This window comes from Thiofilum flexile DSM 14609 (assembly GCF_000380185.1).
Lineage (GTDB): Bacteria > Pseudomonadota > Gammaproteobacteria > Thiotrichales > Thiotrichaceae > Thiofilum > Thiofilum flexile.
This window is the reverse complement of record NZ_KB904746.1, coordinates 14,028-31,479: the sequence shown is the minus strand read 5'-3', so window position 1 is coordinate 31,479 and position 17,452 is coordinate 14,028. Positions and strand designations below refer to the sequence as shown.

14 protein-coding genes and 1 pseudogene are annotated in these 17,452 nt (G+C 44.4%); 9 read left to right on the top strand and 6 right to left on the bottom strand.

The window, feature by feature from the left end:
- Positions 1-127: 127 nt before the first annotated feature.
- Positions 128-679 (bottom strand): annotated as a pseudogene (locus A3IK_RS21010) (ribonucleotide-diphosphate reductase subunit beta); the annotation flags it as partial.
- Positions 680-797: 118 nt separating this feature from the next.
- Positions 798-5,951, bottom strand: a complete 5,154-nt coding sequence (locus A3IK_RS0100130) for a ribonucleoside-diphosphate reductase subunit alpha (protein WP_020557922.1) — start codon at positions 5,949-5,951, stop codon at positions 798-800.
- Between the two features lie 331 nt (positions 5,952-6,282).
- On the opposite strand from A3IK_RS0100130, the gene A3IK_RS0100125 reads away from it, so the two are divergent.
- The 7 genes from A3IK_RS0100125 (at position 6,283) to A3IK_RS0100095 (ending at position 11,348) form a co-directional block, all read left to right on the top strand.
- Positions 6,283-6,813 carry a hypothetical protein gene (locus tag A3IK_RS0100125; RefSeq protein ID WP_020557921.1) on the top strand — a complete coding sequence of 177 codons (531 nt, stop codon included), beginning with the start codon at positions 6,283-6,285 and terminating at the stop codon, positions 6,811-6,813.
- A gap of 120 nt (positions 6,814-6,933) precedes the next feature.
- On the top strand, positions 6,934-7,527 hold the full coding sequence (locus A3IK_RS0100120) for a DUF1007 family protein (protein ID WP_020557920.1): 594 nt from the start codon (positions 6,934-6,936) through the stop codon (positions 7,525-7,527).
- Positions 7,528-7,538: 11 nt separating this feature from the next.
- Positions 7,539-8,141 (top strand): DUF1007 family protein, encoded by a 603-nt coding sequence (locus tag A3IK_RS0100115; RefSeq protein ID WP_083915637.1) that lies wholly within the window; start codon positions 7,539-7,541, stop codon positions 8,139-8,141.
- Between the two features lie 69 nt (positions 8,142-8,210).
- A complete protein-coding gene (locus A3IK_RS0100110; RefSeq protein WP_020557918.1) occupies positions 8,211-8,540 on the top strand; it encodes a hypothetical protein in 330 nt (109 codons plus the stop codon).
- A 335-nt stretch (positions 8,541-8,875) separates the two neighbouring features.
- On the top strand, positions 8,876-9,589 hold the full coding sequence (locus tag A3IK_RS0100105; RefSeq protein ID WP_162596593.1) for a hypothetical protein: 714 nt from the start codon (positions 8,876-8,878) through the stop codon (positions 9,587-9,589).
- A 479-nt stretch (positions 9,590-10,068) separates the two neighbouring features.
- Complete coding sequence (locus A3IK_RS0100100) at positions 10,069-10,734, top strand: nitroreductase (protein ID WP_020557916.1); 666 nt, start codon at positions 10,069-10,071, stop codon at positions 10,732-10,734.
- A gap of 155 nt (positions 10,735-10,889) precedes the next feature.
- The gene (locus A3IK_RS0100095; protein ID WP_020557915.1) at positions 10,890-11,348 is read left to right on the top strand and encodes a universal stress protein; all 459 of its coding nucleotides are present in this window, start codon (positions 10,890-10,892) and stop codon (positions 11,346-11,348) included.
- Here the strand turns inward: A3IK_RS0100095 and A3IK_RS0100090 are convergent.
- Positions 11,335-12,321 carry an alpha/beta hydrolase gene (locus tag A3IK_RS0100090; protein WP_020557914.1) on the bottom strand — a complete coding sequence of 329 codons (987 nt, stop codon included), beginning with the start codon at positions 12,319-12,321 and terminating at the stop codon, positions 11,335-11,337. The two genes, A3IK_RS0100095 and A3IK_RS0100090, sit on opposite strands and share 14 nt — an antisense overlap.
- Before the next feature lie 229 nt (positions 12,322-12,550).
- Here A3IK_RS0100090 and A3IK_RS0100085 point away from each other — a divergent pair, with 229 nt between their 5' ends.
- A complete protein-coding gene (locus A3IK_RS0100085) occupies positions 12,551-12,901 on the top strand; it encodes a YkvA family protein (RefSeq protein ID WP_020557913.1) in 351 nt (116 codons plus the stop codon).
- 41 nt (positions 12,902-12,942) lie between these two features.
- Here the strand turns inward: A3IK_RS0100085 and A3IK_RS0100080 are convergent, their stop codons facing one another.
- Complete coding sequence (locus A3IK_RS0100080) at positions 12,943-13,692, bottom strand: sialate O-acetylesterase (protein WP_020557912.1); 750 nt, start codon at positions 13,690-13,692, stop codon at positions 12,943-12,945.
- A gap of 205 nt (positions 13,693-13,897) precedes the next feature.
- Between A3IK_RS0100080 and A3IK_RS0100075 the strand changes: the two genes are divergently transcribed.
- The gene (locus A3IK_RS0100075) at positions 13,898-14,722 is read left to right on the top strand and encodes an RnfABCDGE type electron transport complex subunit D (protein ID WP_020557911.1); all 825 of its coding nucleotides are present in this window, start codon (positions 13,898-13,900) and stop codon (positions 14,720-14,722) included.
- 17 nt (positions 14,723-14,739) lie between these two features.
- On the opposite strand, the gene A3IK_RS21865 is transcribed toward A3IK_RS0100075, so the two are convergent.
- Positions 14,740-14,892 (bottom strand): CDGSH iron-sulfur domain-containing protein, encoded by a 153-nt coding sequence (locus tag A3IK_RS21865; protein WP_083915635.1) that lies wholly within the window; start codon positions 14,890-14,892, stop codon positions 14,740-14,742.
- Positions 14,834-17,359 (bottom strand): leucine-rich repeat domain-containing protein, encoded by a 2,526-nt coding sequence (locus A3IK_RS0100070; protein WP_020557910.1) that lies wholly within the window; start codon positions 17,357-17,359, stop codon positions 14,834-14,836. The genes A3IK_RS21865 and A3IK_RS0100070 overlap by 59 nt, the downstream gene beginning before the upstream one ends.
- Between the last annotated feature and the right edge of the window lie 93 nt (positions 17,360-17,452).

Below are 17,452 nucleotides of genomic sequence, written 5' to 3'. Positions count from 1 at the left end.
TACCGAGTGGCTGGATAAACTCAATCGTACCGTCTGCGCAATATTGCGCGACAGTTTGCCCCTCCACTAGATTACGAAAATCGACCCAGCCCTGTGGGGTTAGTACTTCAGTGCCTTCTTTAAAACAATGCAACGCCTCTTCGTATACTTGCCGAGCTTGATAGATTTGCAATTCGGGGGCGGTCATTTTTTCCATCACCGCCAGCCCAATATTACGCATAGCTAAAATATCGGAGGTGGTGAGATAGGCGAGGACATTTTCATACACATGGCGCTCGGAGGGTTTGAGGTTGTGATGATAGTCATGCACATCCTGCGCCATATTAATGTCGAGCGGTGTCCAATGATTTTTATTGGCATTGAGGAAAAATTCCCAAGCCCAAGGGTATTTAAACGGCGCAAGCTGATTAATATCGCCCATCCCATTAATCACCCGTTTGTCTTCGGGGTTAATGGGTTGCATCGGGGTAAACTCAACCGGCGTCTGATCACAGTACGCCGGGGTTTGGCTTACCGACGTGCTTGACGACGGCGTTGGCGCAACTGACGGCTTAACGCTAGTTTGGCTCTCGCGCTGCTCATGCGACCATACCTCTTGGGTGGGTTTAGAAACTGTTTTATCGGCTACTTTGGCACCTTTTGGTGCAGTAGCCAGTGGGTCATCCCAATTTAGGGTCATGATTGTACTCTCCCAATACCTGAATGCCAACTAAATTGTAGGGGCTTTTGAACAGGCATGAATTGAAAAGATTAAGAGCTAATCTAGCTCTTAACCTTCACTATTTGGTAAAAATTGCTTACTGACAAGCTTCACAATCTGGATCAAGCAGCGAGCAGGCGCTAGGAGCCTCTGAGCCTACCGAGATTAGATTCTTCGACACTAAGTGCAGGTTAGGCTTTCCAGAGGAGGCCGGAAGGCTAGAGCTGCTAGGCGCACTACTGGTTGCTTTTGCACTAGGCATATCATCTGATCCGGTCTTCTCTGCACCCGTAGCGCCTAAAGTACGTAAGTAATAGGTCGTTTTTAAACCCCGTACCCAAGCCAGTTTATACAGATTATCAAGCTTCTGACCATTAGGTTCAGCCATATACAGGTTCAATGACTGGCCTTGATCAATCCATTTTTGACGGCGACTGGCAGCCTCCACTAACCAACGTGCATCCATTTCAAACGCCGTGGCATATTTCGCTTTAAAGGCTTCCGGTACACGATCTAGGCGTTGCACCGAACCATCAAAATACTTGAGATCATTCATCATCACCTCATCCCACATGCTCATCGCTTTCAGGTCTTTCACGAGATAGGGGTTAATGACCGTAAACTCACCTGATAGATTCGATTTCACAAAGAGGTTTTGATAGGTAGGCTCAATCGATTGCGATACACCACAAATATTAGAAATGGTCGCCGTCGGTGCGATAGCCATCACATTGGAATTACGCATCCCTTGGGTTTTGATGAGTTGACGTAAACCATCCCAATCTAAGGTTTGTGTTTTATCCACACTAAAATACTCACCACGCTCTTCAGCGAGTAAATCGAGTGAGTCAATGGGGAGAATCCCGCGACTCCAGAGCGAGCCTTGATAGGTAGCATATTTGCCCCGTTCTGCTGCTAATTGGCTAGAGGCACGAATGGCAAAATAAGACACCGCCTCCATACTACGATCGGCAAATTCCAGCGCTTCGGTGGAGCTATACGCCATATTCATTTCATACAAAGCGTCTTGGAAACCCATGATCCCTAAACCGACGGGACGATGTTTAAGGTTAGAGCGCCGCGCTTGAGGAACGCTGTAGTAGTTATAGTCAATCACATTATCCAGCATACGCATGGCGGTAGTAATGGTGCGCTCTAGTTTTTCGAGGTCGAGTTTACCATTGCTAGTATGGGCGGGTAGATTCACGGAGCCAAGATTGCAGTTATGTACCACTAAGCCATTGGCAATAAAGCTATGATCTTCGGTTAATGCTAAGTCATAAACAGGTTTAATACCTTTGGGCATAATACTAACTACAGCACTATGTTGTAGTGCGGGTTTGGTGGTTAGTTTAGCAAGGTAATTATGAAGTTTTTCATGTTTAACTGGGCTTAAATTAAAACCAATTAACTCGGCAAAGTTTACTATGGAGGCTCCACCTTTGACTTCTAATTGACCCTGCCAACGACCCTCACGCCCGCTCACTTGACCACCACGAATGCGACCATGTACCCCAAAAGGTTTGAGCAGTAACTGCACATCCCGTAACAGCTCAATACTGGCAGAGGATAGGGAAACCGTAATACCACCTTTAGTACGACGAGCATCCTCCATTACACAACCATCAGCAGAGAATAAGCCCGATAAGAAACTGGCGATTTGTTCCGGCTTGGCTTGCCAAATGGGTTGGCCTATACGCTTTTCGGGGCCAGTCGCTGTTTTAAAACCAAAGCGCTCTTCGACATAGCGAATAAAACCAGCGCGTTGCGTATGCCAATTAACGACCCCATTAGGTTGTGTGTAAGGGGCAGGGGCATAGTGATGGGGCGTGTTATGGCCTAATTCAGAGTTTTGATGCCACTTATTCAAAATAGGTAAGACAAAGTCTTGTGCATATTGCTCGTGTGGACCAAAACAGGCTCCATAGCTACTAGACATCCAGCCATCACCTAGCATCCAACCCGCAGCAGTAAAGTCGGTATCTTGTTGTCCTAACTCAGGATAAATATTTTCAGTCAAAGGTGTGGCAATAAAATCACCCGCTGTTAATTCTTTGAGCTTTTTCCATTGATAGGTCTTAGGTTTATCACGATCAACCGGATTTTGAACTAAGAAAGGGTGATCCTCTGTTGCTTCAATGGTTAAACCATTTTTGGTAGTTAATTCATAAACAGGTTTCTCGCCTTGTAAAACTAAGCGAGCAGGTAGGAAACGAGTTTGCTGTTGTAAGCTTTCAGAGAAAGGTACTAATACCTCGCGACCATCACAGTCTTCAATAGCACGTTGACCCTCACGAGTTAGAATTTGTGTGCCCGCTGGAAAGCAAACGGCAATTTCTGCATCGGTAGTGTGTAAGGCGATTTCAGTGCAAAGATTACTAGAGTGCACCACACCCACATGCTGGTTGCTATAACGAATATTGCTAGGGTCTTTGAAGGTAATCCAAGGATGACCTGTTTCAAACAGCATCCCTAGCATTTTGCGCCATAATTGTTGAGCAGGTAGTTTCCGGTGTAGTTTAATTTCACCACGTGCCGCTTTCGCTTCATACTCGGTATAACGCGCTTCAAAGGCTTTACCGGTCAGATCATGTAGATCAGGAACCTCATCTGGTGAGAAAAGTGTCCACTCTTGATCAGCCGCAACCCGTTTCATAAACAAATCGGGAATCCAATTCGCGGTATTCATATCATGAGTACGGCGGCGCTCATCCCCCGTGTTTTTGCGCAGCTCTAAAAAGTCTTCAATATCAATATGCCAGGTTTCTAAGTAAGCACAGACCGCCCCCTTCCTTTTTCCACCATTGTGGTTCAGGCCGGAGGTAGTCATGTATGACTCATCACCTTCAACAATGAGGTCAAATACAAACGGTACGGCTTCGATAGCTTCTACACTACGTACTCGGCTATAGACGCAACCATTATAGGTAAACCAGTTTTGCTTAGTTAAAGGTTGGCAATTGACTCGTTCAGCCAAAGGGGCAAGTGCTGGAATGCGAATATCGTAGGTTTTAGTAATACCTTGGAATTGGATGCTAGAGCCGTCAGAGCGTGTAGCGCTATGGCTATTATCCCGCTCACGATATTGTCCTGCGGTAGGAACGCCTAGACGTAAACATTGATAACGCACACCCTCAGCTAGCTCTTGAGAGGTACTCGTAAAATAAATTTCTTTGCCGCGACTAATACCACCATCCGTTTCAAGCAAGCCTTGTAAGAGAGCAAGCGTTTGATTTTTGGGTAAGTGGCTAAAGCGCCGCGCAATGCGTTTTTCGCCTTTGCTATTGTATAAGTCGTCATAAGTAAAGGGCAGAGTAGCAGCCCCTGCGCCTACAATACGTCCGGTGCTGCCATCCCGTAGCGCACCACGTCCGCTAGCCCAGTGAATTTGTAGATAGGTTTCGCCACGTGTGGTTTCCCATGAGTGAATACCTCTTTCACTGAGATAGGCACGCACAAACTCAAGGTGGGTATCCTGTTGTGGATTACCTGAAACACCCCACTGTGTACCCTCTTTAGAGAGATGACCATCACCGAGTAAAATACCATATAAACGAGCATCGTCTTCGAAGAAGCCCGCGACCATGACGGTTTCAGTCGGGATAACTTGGGCAACAAAATCACCTTTTTGTAGTTGACCCGCCTCTACCCATTGCGGAGCGACTTTGCCTTTAGCTAACCATTCAGCAGTGCGCTCATTCGCTTGTCCTAAAGGAATGCCTTGAATGGCATACATAGGGTGTCCTGCCGTCACACGCACCGGAGCGATGGAGTGTTTAATATCCACGGCAACCATAGCATCCGTTTGGTTATACACCATGGTTTGCTTCACTTCGCGGTAAGTACCACTAATACCTAGTACTAAATCACCTGTTTTGATTTCTTTAATAGGTTTAATGCCATTGGCTGTAAATAATGGGGTTTCAGGAGCAAAACATTGATTGACAGCTACTGCAGTATCATTGGCTACTTTCAGGAAGGGAACCACACCTTGCGATTTGCCATTGGTGCCGTGAATGTGTGCTCCCATACCGCGTACTTGCGTCCAGTCATTACCTAGGCCACCGGCATATTTGGAGAGTAGGGCATTATCTTTAATCGCATTATAGATACCATCTAAGTCATCCCCTACAGTTGTTAAATAACAAGAGGATAATTGTGGGCGTAGCGTGCCAGAGTTAAACAGAGTAGGGGTGCTGCTCATAAAGTCAAAACTAGAGAGCAGGTTATAAAATTCAATAGTACGCGCTTCACGGTCGACTTCATTAATCGCAAGACCCATGGCCACCCGCATAAAGAATACTTGTGGTAATTCAAAGCGTACCCCATTGTGATGCAGGAAATAGCGATCATACAGCGTCTGCAAACCTAAATAGGTAAATTGCAAATCGCGCTCAGGTTTAATGGCAGCACCTAATGCGTTCAAGTCATAGCGCAACAATTCATCACTGAGCAGTTTGACCTCCACCCCTTTACGCAGTGCTTTTTGTAGGGTTTCAGCATAGAGGCCTTGCATTTCGACTTGAGTCGCTTCGGTGTGAGTACCTTCTAATAGCGTGAGTACCTCACGACGTAAGGTATCAAGCAACATGCGCGAGGCTACATAGGAATAATTGGGGTCACGATCAATTAAAATACGGGTACTGATAATGAGCGCAGTTGCCACTTCTTTTTCAGTAATGCCATCGTATAAATTACGCAGCGCGTCTTTATACACCTGCTCCGCATCAACCCCTTCTAAACCGGCGACGGCTTCCGCAATCAGGCGTTTCATTCGGTCTTCATCAAGGGGGCGTAGCTCACCATTGGCATATTTAACTTTAATGGTGGTTTCGGTTTTTTTCTTACCTTTGCGGGTTTTGGCTTCTTTTTCGGCACGTAGACGGGCGCGATCTTCGCGATATAACACATAGCTCCGCGCTACTTTATGCTCACCCGCTCGCATCATGGCGAGTTCGACTTGATCTTGAATTTCTTCAATGTGGATATTCGCACCCTCAGCCGTGCGACGATTTAATTGTTCGATCACTCTTTCAGTAAGACTGGTGACAACATCATGAATCCGGGCCGAGCCAGAGGCGGAACTACCTTCTACATCTAAAAAGGCTTTGGTCATAGCGACATAAATTTTACGCGCATCAAATTGAGTCACTTCGCCCGTGCGACGAATTACGCGCCATTCAGGGTGTTGTAATGCAGGGGCTTGGATAGTAGGACTAGACTCTTTATCCGTGATGTGTGTTGTTGACATGCGTAAAAATCCTCTAGCACTCTGCTGGAGCAGCGTGATAAATCATGAAAATAATGTATGGAAAGACAAATGCGACTTTAATTACAGAACACTATAGAATGTGTGTTAGGTTAGGGTCAAGCACAAGATATTGATGAAACCTAGGGTTTGCCCTAGAGAAAAACTGCTTGCAAATAGCCAATGTGGCATTGGCTCAAGGTTTCACGAGGGGCGAGAATACCGCAAAGTATGCACTAATGAAACCCAAAAATTTTTTAGGGAGCTACTTGCTTTTTGCTCACCTTGAATAGGGTATGCTATAGCACCTCTTAATTTAGCTGGGTATCTGTGAATGACCTATTTTATGAATGGTGTAATGGAAGTATTGAATGACCCCATTGCTCTATTAGTGTTAGTTGCTTTGGGACTCTTTTTGGGGCAACAACCCACACGGGTACTCAAATTTACGCTACCCGTTTTTGTGCTAGCGCTATTAGTAGGGCTGATGTTAGTACGTGCTCGTCTATTCACCGCTAATGCAGGGGAGGCTAGCTTGGCTCTTGCGGGCGGGATGGCATTGAGTACCGTGCTGTATTTAAAGCCACCGATCAGTATTAGCACGATGCTGGCTTTACTCAGTGGTTTAGCAGTAGGTGTCATGGTGAAACCCTTTTTATTACCCGGTTTTGCTGGGTTTAAGGTTTATAGCACTTTCGCCGGAGTGGCCTGTAGTGCTGCTTTAATACTAGTGGGGGTGATTGCCATTACGGTAGGGCTAAAGCGCTTTTGGGAGGGGGTATTAGTACGAGCAGTAGCGTCATGGATTGTCGCGAGTGCTTTAATGGTCTTGGTGTTAGCAGCGACTAAAGTGCTCAAGCTTTAAGTCTATTTAATAGTTAATCTGATAATGATGCGTATTCAGGCTGAACATTGGTTGAGATGTGCGGTCGATTACGAGTAATGATTTAGTTGGTTGATATAATTTAATTGGGAGAATTAAAAAATGAAACGTATTGCTTTATATGCCGCTTTACTAACGGCTTTATGGGGGGCTATGCCGGCTTATGCGGATGGTTTTCATTATGATATCGATGTGACGAGTGAGTTAGAGCTAGATAATGAAGGTAAGGTGATGGGCGTGCGTCAGGTATGGGACTACGCACCTGAAATTACTAATATTATGCTAGAGAGTATGGACGTGATCTCCGATCAGTCACTCGATGAGTTAGGTCTTGATATGATGAAGGATCTAAAGAAATTAGGGTATTTTGTCGATTTTAGAGTCGATGGTGCCGATATTAATCACAGTGAAGTCGAGGACTATGACATTCTGCTGCCTTCTGAAAAGCAATTAGAACTACAAATGTTCCATCCTTTTGCTGAGCCTGTGGATATTAAAGGTAAACGATTAGTGATTGATATGGCTGACCCCGATGGAACCGGTATTTTAAGACATGCTAGTGCGGCCTCGGTGAATTTACCCGATGCATTAAAGTCACAGTGCAGAGTATCCCTAGAGAAAAAACAAGATCCTAATAATGCGGCAACCTATGTGCATGGTGATCCCGTTCAGTTAGTCACCATTGACTGCACCTAATAGGTATACTTATGCGAATCATAGTGGGGAAGGGCTTAGGGCTAATCATCGGGATGCTTATTAGCATTACGCTATGGGCGCATGGCTATCAATATTTAATTCAAGTACAAAGTCGCTTAGTTCTCAATGCCGCAGGGGAGCTAAGCGCTATTGAGCAAATATGGCGTTATGATCGCCCCACCTCGGCGATTTTAATCGCTGATTTAGGTTTAAGTGATCAGAGTAGCCCTGCTGAGTTGAATGCTTTAAAAGAGCAACTGGTGCAGGATTTGACGGGCTTGGCCTATTTCACTGAGTTGCGTTTTAATGGTGTTGTTTTGCCACGTGAGCTGGTCAGTGAATCTGACTTGAGCCTACAACAGGGGCAGTTGGTGTTAAAACTTAAGCAGCCTTTATCCTCTCCATTACGCCTCAAGGGTGAGTTAGTGATTGATATGGCAGACCCTACGGGTGCGGCTATTCCCTATCACGGTCAAGTGAATCAGGTCATTCTACCAGCGGCATTACAAGCATATTGCCAAACCACCATTGAGCAACGCCAAGCGATAGCTAATAGGGCAGAGTTTGAGCATGGCAAACCGGCTGAGTGGGTTAAGATTACCTGTGCTAAGTAAGGGGTTTAACAATCGACTTTAAACCCGTTAACATGTGTGTTTTATTTCCGCGATTCGAGAGCAATAACAATGGCGCAAAATTCCTTGTTTAAACTAGTTAATTTAATAGGCCTAGCATTGAGTGCAGCCTTATTGACAGGCTGTGAGTCTGCACCACCACCAGAGCCGGCGACTACTGCTGTAGCAACTGAGACGACTACGGTCGCGGTTGCTAAACCTAAACGTATTAAAGAAGTGTTAGTCATTGAACACGTCACTTGTAATCCCGAACAGGCTCAAAAGCTTCGTGCTGAAATTAATAAGCGTGAAGCTGCACGCCGTGCTAAGGGAGAAGAAATGGCAGAAGATTTATTATCTCAAGAACGTATTAGACAACTAGAGTCTGCACCGGCTAGTTAATTATTCTAAGAAAGGTAACACCTGCCTAATTAGTCATCTAGTTAGCAGGTAAGCCGTCATTCTGAAACGCTTTAATACCCTTTTAGTTACACCTCTTGCTATAAAAATAAATAAAAACCATATAGTTATACTATTTATAGTCAAGTTATTTCATGTGAAAGTATTCGGCTAACTCATCGTGATCGATAGATTTTTTTAGGATAAGTCACGAATTTATCAGTTCCTTTAGATTTGCACATTTGTATCCGATTTGCTGCGTAATTGAGCTGTACTATGCACTCATACAAACAAGAACAACATTAACTTAAACAAACTTAATTACTCGAAAGGATAATATGATGAAAAAATTAGTAATGACCGTTTTAGTAGCATTAGCTTTAGGTACTTCAGCAGTAATGGCAGATCGTGATGGCATGGGTGGCCCGCGTGGTGGTAAAGGTGGCCCGATGTCACATTTACAGTCACAACTGAGCTTAACTGACGCTCAAATGGAACAATTAAAAACCATGCGTGATGAGCAACGTAAGCAAATGGATGCCGCGCATACCGCTACTCAAGCGCGTATTGCTCAAATCTTGACAGCGGATCAGGCTACTAAGTTTAAAGAAATGACCGATAAAATGGAACAACGTCGGGCAGAGCGTGAAAAACGCATGGCAGAGGGCAAAGGTGGTCGCGGTGAGTTCAGAGGACATCACGAAGGTCGTGGTCACGGTGGACATGGTTTTGATGGACATAAAGGACGCGGTCATGGCGGCCCTGACTTCGCAGGCAAAGGTGGTCCACGCGGGCCGGGTGCAGGTGGTGATCGCATGGTCAGTCGTTTAACAGATGACTTAAAACTAACACCTGAGCAAGTGACTCAAGTACAAGCCATTATGAAGGATCAACAAGCACAAATGGATCAATTCCGCCAAGCCTCTAAAGATAGCTTAGTGAAACTGTTGACGCCGGATCAAGCGACTAAATTTCAGTCACTACAGAATGAGCGTAAACAACGTATGCAAGAGCAAATTAAAAACATGCAACAACGTTTAGAGCGTATGTAATTGTAAGTTTTAACCTCCTTTTCTCTTCTGAATGTCGTATTAGCCCTCGCAAGAGGGCTTTTTCTTTGCAGCTTATCGAATATCCTCTTAAAACTCTCGGATTTCTTCTAATTTTTGTTGACCGTTCAGGTGGTTTTAATTATCTTATACCCACCAGTTACCCTTACGTAAACGTCACTATGACATTTACGTAAGGGTAACTCGCTAGGAGGAGTTTTCATGACAGAGCCAACCACACCTATATTGCAGGTGTGTGTTGTGCTTAGTCGATTCTTACAATATCCCACCCAGTTGCCTCAATCATGCAACCCAATATCTAATAAAATTACTACCCATGAAATAGCTTGGAAAATTTCATCCGAGTCAATAATATGAGACTAATTAAGTAGCTAGCTAAAACTAGTTCATTAAGAAAGGATATGGCGAGGAGTGATATTCGTTAGTATGATTAACACCTCAACAAAATCTGGAGCAAGGGAATGAAGGTAGCAGACGCTTTACGTACACGGCAATCGATTCGTGCATTTTTGCCTCAAGCGGTTGATAAGGCAGTCATTGAAGAGATTTTAACCTTAGCCTCTACCGCACCCTCAGGTACTAATACTCAGCCGTGGCGTGTAGCCGTTGTGTCGGGTGAGTCTAAAATAAAACTCCAGTCCGCTATTGAAACCGCATTCCGCACTAATCAGCCTAAGACTATGGAGTATAAGTATTATCCTGATAACTGGGTCTCTCCCTATATTGATCGGCGCAGAGCGTGTGGTTTGCAAATGTATAGTACTTTGGAGATTAAACGCGAAGATAAGCAACGCCAATTAGATCAGTGGGCGGCTAATTATCGAGCCTTTGATGCTCCCGTTATGTTGTTATTTTTCATGGACAAAGTGATGGAGACCGGGTCTTATATGGATTACGGTATGTTTTTGCAATCCATTATGTTAGCCGCTCTAGAAAAGGGTTTAGCCACTTGCCCACAAGCCGCCTTAGGTGAGTTTCCGCAAATTGTGAGAGAGCAATTGGGTTATAGTGATAATGAAATACTCCTGGCAGGTATGGCATTGGGCTATCCTGATATGGATGCTTTAGTGAATAGCTATCGTACTCCTAGAGAACCTGTAGCCAGTTTCGCAAGATTTTTTGATTAAATCCCTTTTTCAAATTTGAGTGTTTCTTGGGCTGTTTATGCTAATTGTCCGAAACCTCAAGGGTAAATAGAGATTTATCATGGTAGTTTGCTGAGATTGCGTTAGTATGAGGGTAAGATAACTATAATTCTTACCCTCAAGCTAAGGAGATTGCCATGAAAGCGTATCAGCACGTTTTAGTTCCAGTCGACTTTTCCCCTGTAAGCCCACGTTTGATTAATCGTGGTAAAGAACTCGCCGCTCACTATCAAAGCCGTCTCACCTTATTGCATGTAGTGCAGGATTTGCCCCTTACTGCGCAAGCCTTTGGTGATGTGCCGAGTATTACGATTGAGCCTGAGCTGCAAGCCAAACTAATTGATGATGCTCAAAAGCAATTAGCCGATTTAGCCAAGCAATTAGAGTTAAGTTCTGAGGTAGTGCTCGAAATTGCTGAAGGCTTGCCCTATGACAGTATTATGGAATATGTAGCAGACCATGAGGTAGACCTGATCCTCACCGGACATAGTGCTAAAAAGGGTTTAATCGGTTTTATGATGGGATCTACTGCCGAAAGCATTGTCAAACATGCCAAATGCGATGTATTTGTCATGCAAGCCCCTAAAGATGCTTAAGTAACCAGCTACCCATTTCAGCATATAACGGCATGGGGGTTGATAAAACGGATCGATGCCCCGCGCCTGCTACCGTGACCCAGCGCTTTTGTGAGCTGCCGACCGCTTCATAAAGGGATTGCCCTTGTTTGACGCCAATGAGTTGATCATGGTCGCCATGTACCACTAAGGTTGGTGTTTGAATATGCTGCGCCCATTGTGCGGGGGTGATAGTACTGACAACCGTTTTACCCCTAAAGTATCGAATTTGATCAATCGCGGCTCGTGCCCAAATACCCGCAAACTGTAAACGCTGGGGTATTTTCTCCAACATAATACGCTCCATCTGATCAAAGCTACTGACTACAATTAAACTATTCCAATAATTCGGTGTTTCACTTGCAGCAGCTACTGCAAAAGCCCCACCCATGGATATGCCCCATAAGAATGCAGGCTGCTTAGGCCAATTAAACTGTCGTGCCGCATCTTCAAAGGCTAAGCGGGGGAGTTGGCGCTCAAACGGAGTTGCTCCAAAATACGTTTCTCGCAAAGGACTAGCGCCATGTGCGGGTAGGTCAATCAGCAAGCACCGTAAGCCTAACGCAGCAAAACGCTCCGCGACGGGTAATAAATCTTCTTTGCGTCCTTTACGTCCGTGTAATAGCACTACTGTTCCTAGCGTTTTGCCATACGGTGCAAGGTTTGGATTTTGATTGCCTACCTGTCGACGAATTCGTTTACCAATATTGCTGATGTAATGGGGATCGCTTTCAACAATTAAACAAGGCGCTTTACCCTGTAAGCAACCATAGCTTTGGATTTTGAGAGCGAAGTGGGTGGGATTATTCAGCCGTTCTTGATGATAGGGTAAGAGAGGGCGGCGTGGTGGGGTGAAAATAGTATCCGTCCAATGATTCAGCGCCCATAACGTAGGGCTAAGTATGAGTAATAAACCCAGTATAGTTTGACGTAATGCACGACCGAATATTTTCACAGCGACTCCTTCATTCTTATTGTTAAGTACTTGGGTATACCTAGTTATTTTGACTTTGAAAATTGCAAAAGATATCCGGCTAAGCTGGATTTTTTGTGCAGACTCAACCATGGAGAGCTGCACAGCTAAGGAGCCTAACTACAGCATAATGGGGTAATTACATAGCCTATATCAGCCTTGGTTTATACTCATTAGACTAAGTATTGCAACCATTTAAAGGGGAGTGTTTATGTTACCCAAACCCTATCAGCAGTTTGAGCAGCATTATTCTGAGGCTGGTTTATGGAGTAAGTTAGCGCAGTTTGCCAAAGGTGCGGGGCGCGAGTTAATTTTAAAGGTATTACAGTTATTTTATGCCTCACGCCGTAAAGATCTACCTGTGTGGGCAAAAACGACTATCTATGGAGCCTTAGGATATTTTATTAGCTTGATTGATTTTGTACCGGATATTACGCCCGTCGTAGGATATATGGATGATATGGGTGTCTTAACCGTCGCGCTAGGTCTTGTGGCTAGTTATATTGATGATGAAGTCAAGGCTCAAGCCCAAGCTCGCTATAATCAATGGTTTAATACCTAGACTAAGCGTCTTAAGGGCTTAGTCTACTATAGGTGCAGCATCTAGCGTCGCGACCGAATATAGGCGCGTGCCATGCGTCGCCCTAGTTCCATTTGCCCCTTAGCACTGTAGTGAATACGATCGCGTAAGGTGCCTAGGCCATCGGTATTGACTAATAGGGTATAGGGCAGAGTACGGGTTAATTGCGCTTGACTATTTTGTACCATGCCTACCATTTTAAAGTAGGGCGTGCGCGGATTCACCCGCCCCATAATCAGTAGGCTTTTAGGTGCAGCAATATCACTGCGTAGCTGACTAATAAAGTGCCACACTAGCGTTTGGTAATTTCGTGCATCGACCCATTTGCGCGCATCTTGTTCGCCTTGCATCCAAATAATGGCTTCAACCGGAGGGGTTGCTCGGTAAAAATACTCCGGCAAAGCAAGCTGTAAGTGGCGGAGTAAACCATAGTATAGCGGTTGACCATATTGCCATTGTTTAATAGAACTACCCGTCGCTGCCATTTTGATCAAAATATGCTGGTCATTGGGGAAGGCGCGTGCAACCTCATGTGCAAAAGTGACTTCGGGGCCAAAGTAGGTCGTCTGGGCTAACGGCTTTAAGCGTCCTTGGTAGAAAAAATGTACATTGGGTGGGGTTCTTTTATAGCGTGGTGGTAGTTCATGGGTTTTACCGTGCCCCATCATATTGGATTGTCCGGCGAGTAAATAAATGCGCTCCTTAGCAAGCAGAGGGGAGAGCGGGGCGAGCATGCCTAAAGTAACTGCCGCGATAATAATAAATTTAAGCATGGATATCCTTATCCTTTATTTTGTTGATGATTTAAGATGAGCTTGTATTGAGTGTAGAACCCCGGCTTAAAAGTCGCTAACGAATCGGATAAGGTGTTTATCTGCACTTATCAGGTTGCATACTCCAAACATTTTGCACATTCATCTGTCACACTCCCTATGATGGCTTAAACTAAGAAAATTCGGCGCTTCACTTGGGTGTGCAATGCAAAAATTATTGGCCTTTGATCCGCGTTATTATCAATTAGTGGTACAGGTTTCTTTGCTCGGTTGGGGAATGGTTTTTTTGCAATTTCCTATTGCTTGGCAACATATTGTTATTGTATTAGGGTGTGCATTAATTGCTCAATGGGCTTGCACGACTTATAAGCAATTACCTGCAGTATATTTGAGTAGCTTCAATACCAGTTTATCGATTTTATTATTACTCACTGCCCAAAACCCTTGGTGGTTAGGTTTAGCCGCCGTTATTGCTATTGTTAGTAAGTTTGTCTTGCGCTTTGAAGGACGACATATTTTTAATCCTTCTAATATAGGTATAGTGGTCGTGCTGTTACTGACGCACAATGTATGGGTATCGTCAGGTAAGTGGGGACATGAGTTATGGTTATTTTTATTAGTGGCAGGACTAGGACTCATCCCGCAGGTGGGAGGCAAAACCATGTTAGTCTCCATCAGTTTTTTATTGAGTTATGCGGCCTTGTTATTTAGTCGTGCGTGGTATTTAGGTGATCCGTGGGCGATTCCAGAGCATCAGATGAATAATGGTTCTCTATTGTTGTTTACCTTTTTTATGCTCTCTGATCCTAAAACCACGCCGGCTCATGCCTTAGCCCGTTTGCTGTATGGGGTAGGGGTGGCAATTGTGGCTGCTTTAATCCAATTTAAGCTCTATGTGCCCAATGCGTTTTTATATGCTTTAGTGCTGATGTCGCCCTTAGTGGTGGTGCTAAATCGTTGGTTTCCCGCTCAGGGCTTTGAATGGAATACAGATAGTTTAAGCAAACCTGTGAGTCGGTATTCGGCTTGAAGGAGGTCGCTTTAGAGTTATGAAATGCCGTCTTGATATTTGACCGCAACATGGGTGCCATCACAAAAGGGTTTATTATTTGACTGTCCACAGCGGCATAGGGCTTGACGGTTACTCAAGTCTAGGTAAAGCACTAGCCGCCTTTTGCCCACGCTGTAACCATTCCTCATAACGAGCGTGGGGACTAATTTGTTTTACTACATGACGCAAAGCATCCAGTAAATCCTCTTGATACAATCCGCGTAGACTAAACTGTAGATAGCCTTGATTTGATTGAGGTTTGTCAGGAGTATGGCACACTAAGGACACTTGTCCCCATTCTGTTTCGCAGTAAATGCCCTTGCGCCACGGTTGGACATTATGTTTATAGGTTTCGCCTAGACGAATAATCAAGCGCTCAATAATACTATGGTGCAAGAAAGCATAGTGAACGATGTATTGCCAATCCTTAGGGGCGTTGCCCCATAATTTCTCAGTCGGATTTTTCTCAGGTAAAAGGGCGGGAATAATGTATTCGCGCTCTTCAAAGGGAGTGTCCCGCTCACGGTTTGCTTCATAGCAAATATGACAATCGCGCATGAAATTAATATAAACCTCCCGCTCAGCTTCATCGGTGTTTTGCCAAATCAATTGACTTTCAAAACCTGAGAATTTTCCCCCTTTTTTGAGTAACCATTGCCGCTTGTCTGTCTTACGATCAAAAACTTTATAGACGGCTTCTATGATCCAGTTTTGATCTAAGATAAGTTGGTTTTCAAAGGTATTAGACTGATAAAACACGACTCCTATTTTATGTAGGTAGTCTGCAAACCACTTCGCATAATCAATCTGATGCTGTTGGCACAGCGTGATAAATGTGTCAAAACTTAGAGTTTTGTGGTGAGCGAGTTTATAGCGGTTAATCGCCTCTTCAACAGCTAACCATGAGCGCGGTAATTGAAGATAGACCCGCCCTTCGAGTTCTTCAATCACATCATCAATCATCCCCCTTAAGCCCTTAATATTTTTATACTGTATTGCAGAGATTTTAGTGGCTTGGCGAATTTGATCAGCCCCAAGCATGTCAGCGTTGAAGTCAGCAGGATATGGGGTAGGGTGTTTGTCTGAGCGATCTATCTGATTTTTGACTAGAATCACCGGACTATTCGGCGCTAAATCATGGATAGCCTCTAGCCAATAGCTCACAGGGTGATTTATTTCTGTGGGTTGCTCTTCAGTCTCCTCTGCCCACACTAAGAGATATAAACAGTCATCACTTAAAAAGAGGCGGTGAGTAGCATGATAGATTTCTTGCCCACCAAAGTCCCATAGTTGCCATGTGATAGGCTCGCTACTCTCAGAGGAGAGGGAGCAGGTTTCAATGGTAATCCCATGAGTGGATTCCATATTCGGAGGTGCGGCCTTATTGTGTTGTAGGGCATAGGCTAGGCTAGTTTTGCCGACGCGACCATTGCCGATGAATTGAATCTTGAGTTGACGCCGCCATTCAAAGCCTTGTTGAAAGGCTAGGTAGTAATGACGCAAGTTTTCATAACAGTTGTCGTAGTTGTTGTCTCCTAACAGCACAGAGGGAATAGAAGCAATGGGGTTCTTGGCTAAGGTTAGTTGCTTGAATCGAGGAGACAACAGGGTTTCAATAAAAGGACTTAAGTCGGTGATCTGATTGCCACTGCAATGGAGTTTTTTTAACTGGTGGAGTGATTGCAGATGGATTAAGTTGTTGATTTTATTGTTAGTACAATCGAGTGATTGTAACTGGTGAAGTGATTGCAGAGGACTTAAGTCGGTGATCTTATTCCTACTACAATCGAGTGATTGTAACTGGTGGAGTGATTGCAGAGGACTTAAGTCGGTGATCTTATTCCTACTACAATCGAGTGATTGTAACTGGAGGAGTGATTGCAGAGGGCTTAAGTCGGTAATCTCATTACAACTACAATCGAGTGATTGTAACTGGAGGAGTGAATGTAGAGGGCTGAAGTCGGTGATCTGATTGTAACTGCAATTGAGTGATTGTAACTGGAGGAGTGATTGCAGAGGGCTTAAGTCGGTAATCTCATTACAACTACAATCGAGTGATTGTAACTGGAGGAGTGATTGCAGGGGGCTTAAATCAGTGATCTGATAGTCATTGCAATGGAGTGATTGTAACTGGTGAAGTGATTGTAGAGGGCTGAAGTCGGTGATCTGATTGCCACCACAATCGAGTGATTGTAATTGGAGGAGTGAATGTAGAGGGCTTAAGTCGGTAATCTCATTACAACTACAATCGAGTATTTGTAACTGATGGAGTGAATGCAGAGGGCTTAAGTCGGTGATCTGATTGTTCCAGCAATCGAGTTCTTGTAACTGGTGGAGTGATTGCAGAGGGATTAAATCACTCAGGCGTTGCCATGCTATGTTTAAACGTAACAACTTAGTTAATTGAGCAATTTCTGTAGGAATAGTCTCGATAAACCTGTTAGGCCTATTAAATTTCTCTATTGGCATGGAAAGGTCTAATTCCTCTAACCAATCCAGCTCAAACACACTAGGCGGGATTTCATCTAATAGTAGATCACTCAAGTCCAAGCTGAGGGCTTGGGTTTGACGGCAAGCTTCAATACGTTCTAAAGCAATCTCTAGGGGAGTGGGCATAATAGACCTAGGGTTAAAGGCGCGAATAGAAAGATTTTAAAGCAAGGACAATGACTAAGTAAATCTTAGTCAAATACGGTAGGCATAAAAAAA

Coding starts and splice junctions, on each gene's coding strand:
- A3IK_RS0100130 (WP_020557922.1), bottom strand. CDS start 5,951: ATGTCAACAACACACATCACGGATAAAGAGTCTAGTCCTACTATCCAA.
- A3IK_RS0100125 (WP_020557921.1), top strand. CDS start 6,283: ATGACCTATTTTATGAATGGTGTAATGGAAGTATTGAATGACCCCATT.
- A3IK_RS0100120 (WP_020557920.1), top strand. CDS start 6,934: ATGAAACGTATTGCTTTATATGCCGCTTTACTAACGGCTTTATGGGGG.
- A3IK_RS0100115 (WP_083915637.1), top strand. CDS start 7,539: ATGCGAATCATAGTGGGGAAGGGCTTAGGGCTAATCATCGGGATGCTT.
- A3IK_RS0100110 (WP_020557918.1), top strand. CDS start 8,211: ATGGCGCAAAATTCCTTGTTTAAACTAGTTAATTTAATAGGCCTAGCA.
- A3IK_RS0100105 (WP_162596593.1), top strand. CDS start 8,876: ATGATGAAAAAATTAGTAATGACCGTTTTAGTAGCATTAGCTTTAGGT.
- A3IK_RS0100100 (WP_020557916.1), top strand. CDS start 10,069: ATGAAGGTAGCAGACGCTTTACGTACACGGCAATCGATTCGTGCATTT.
- A3IK_RS0100095 (WP_020557915.1), top strand. CDS start 10,890: ATGAAAGCGTATCAGCACGTTTTAGTTCCAGTCGACTTTTCCCCTGTA.
- A3IK_RS0100085 (WP_020557913.1), top strand. CDS start 12,551: ATGTTACCCAAACCCTATCAGCAGTTTGAGCAGCATTATTCTGAGGCT.
- A3IK_RS0100080 (WP_020557912.1), bottom strand. CDS start 13,692: ATGCTTAAATTTATTATTATCGCGGCAGTTACTTTAGGCATGCTCGCC.
- A3IK_RS0100075 (WP_020557911.1), top strand. CDS start 13,898: ATGCAAAAATTATTGGCCTTTGATCCGCGTTATTATCAATTAGTGGTA.
- A3IK_RS21865 (WP_083915635.1), bottom strand. CDS start 14,892: ATGAGGAATGGTTACAGCGTGGGCAAAAGGCGGCTAGTGCTTTACCTA.
- A3IK_RS0100070 (WP_020557910.1), bottom strand. CDS start 17,359: ATGCCCACTCCCCTAGAGATTGCTTTAGAACGTATTGAAGCTTGCCGT.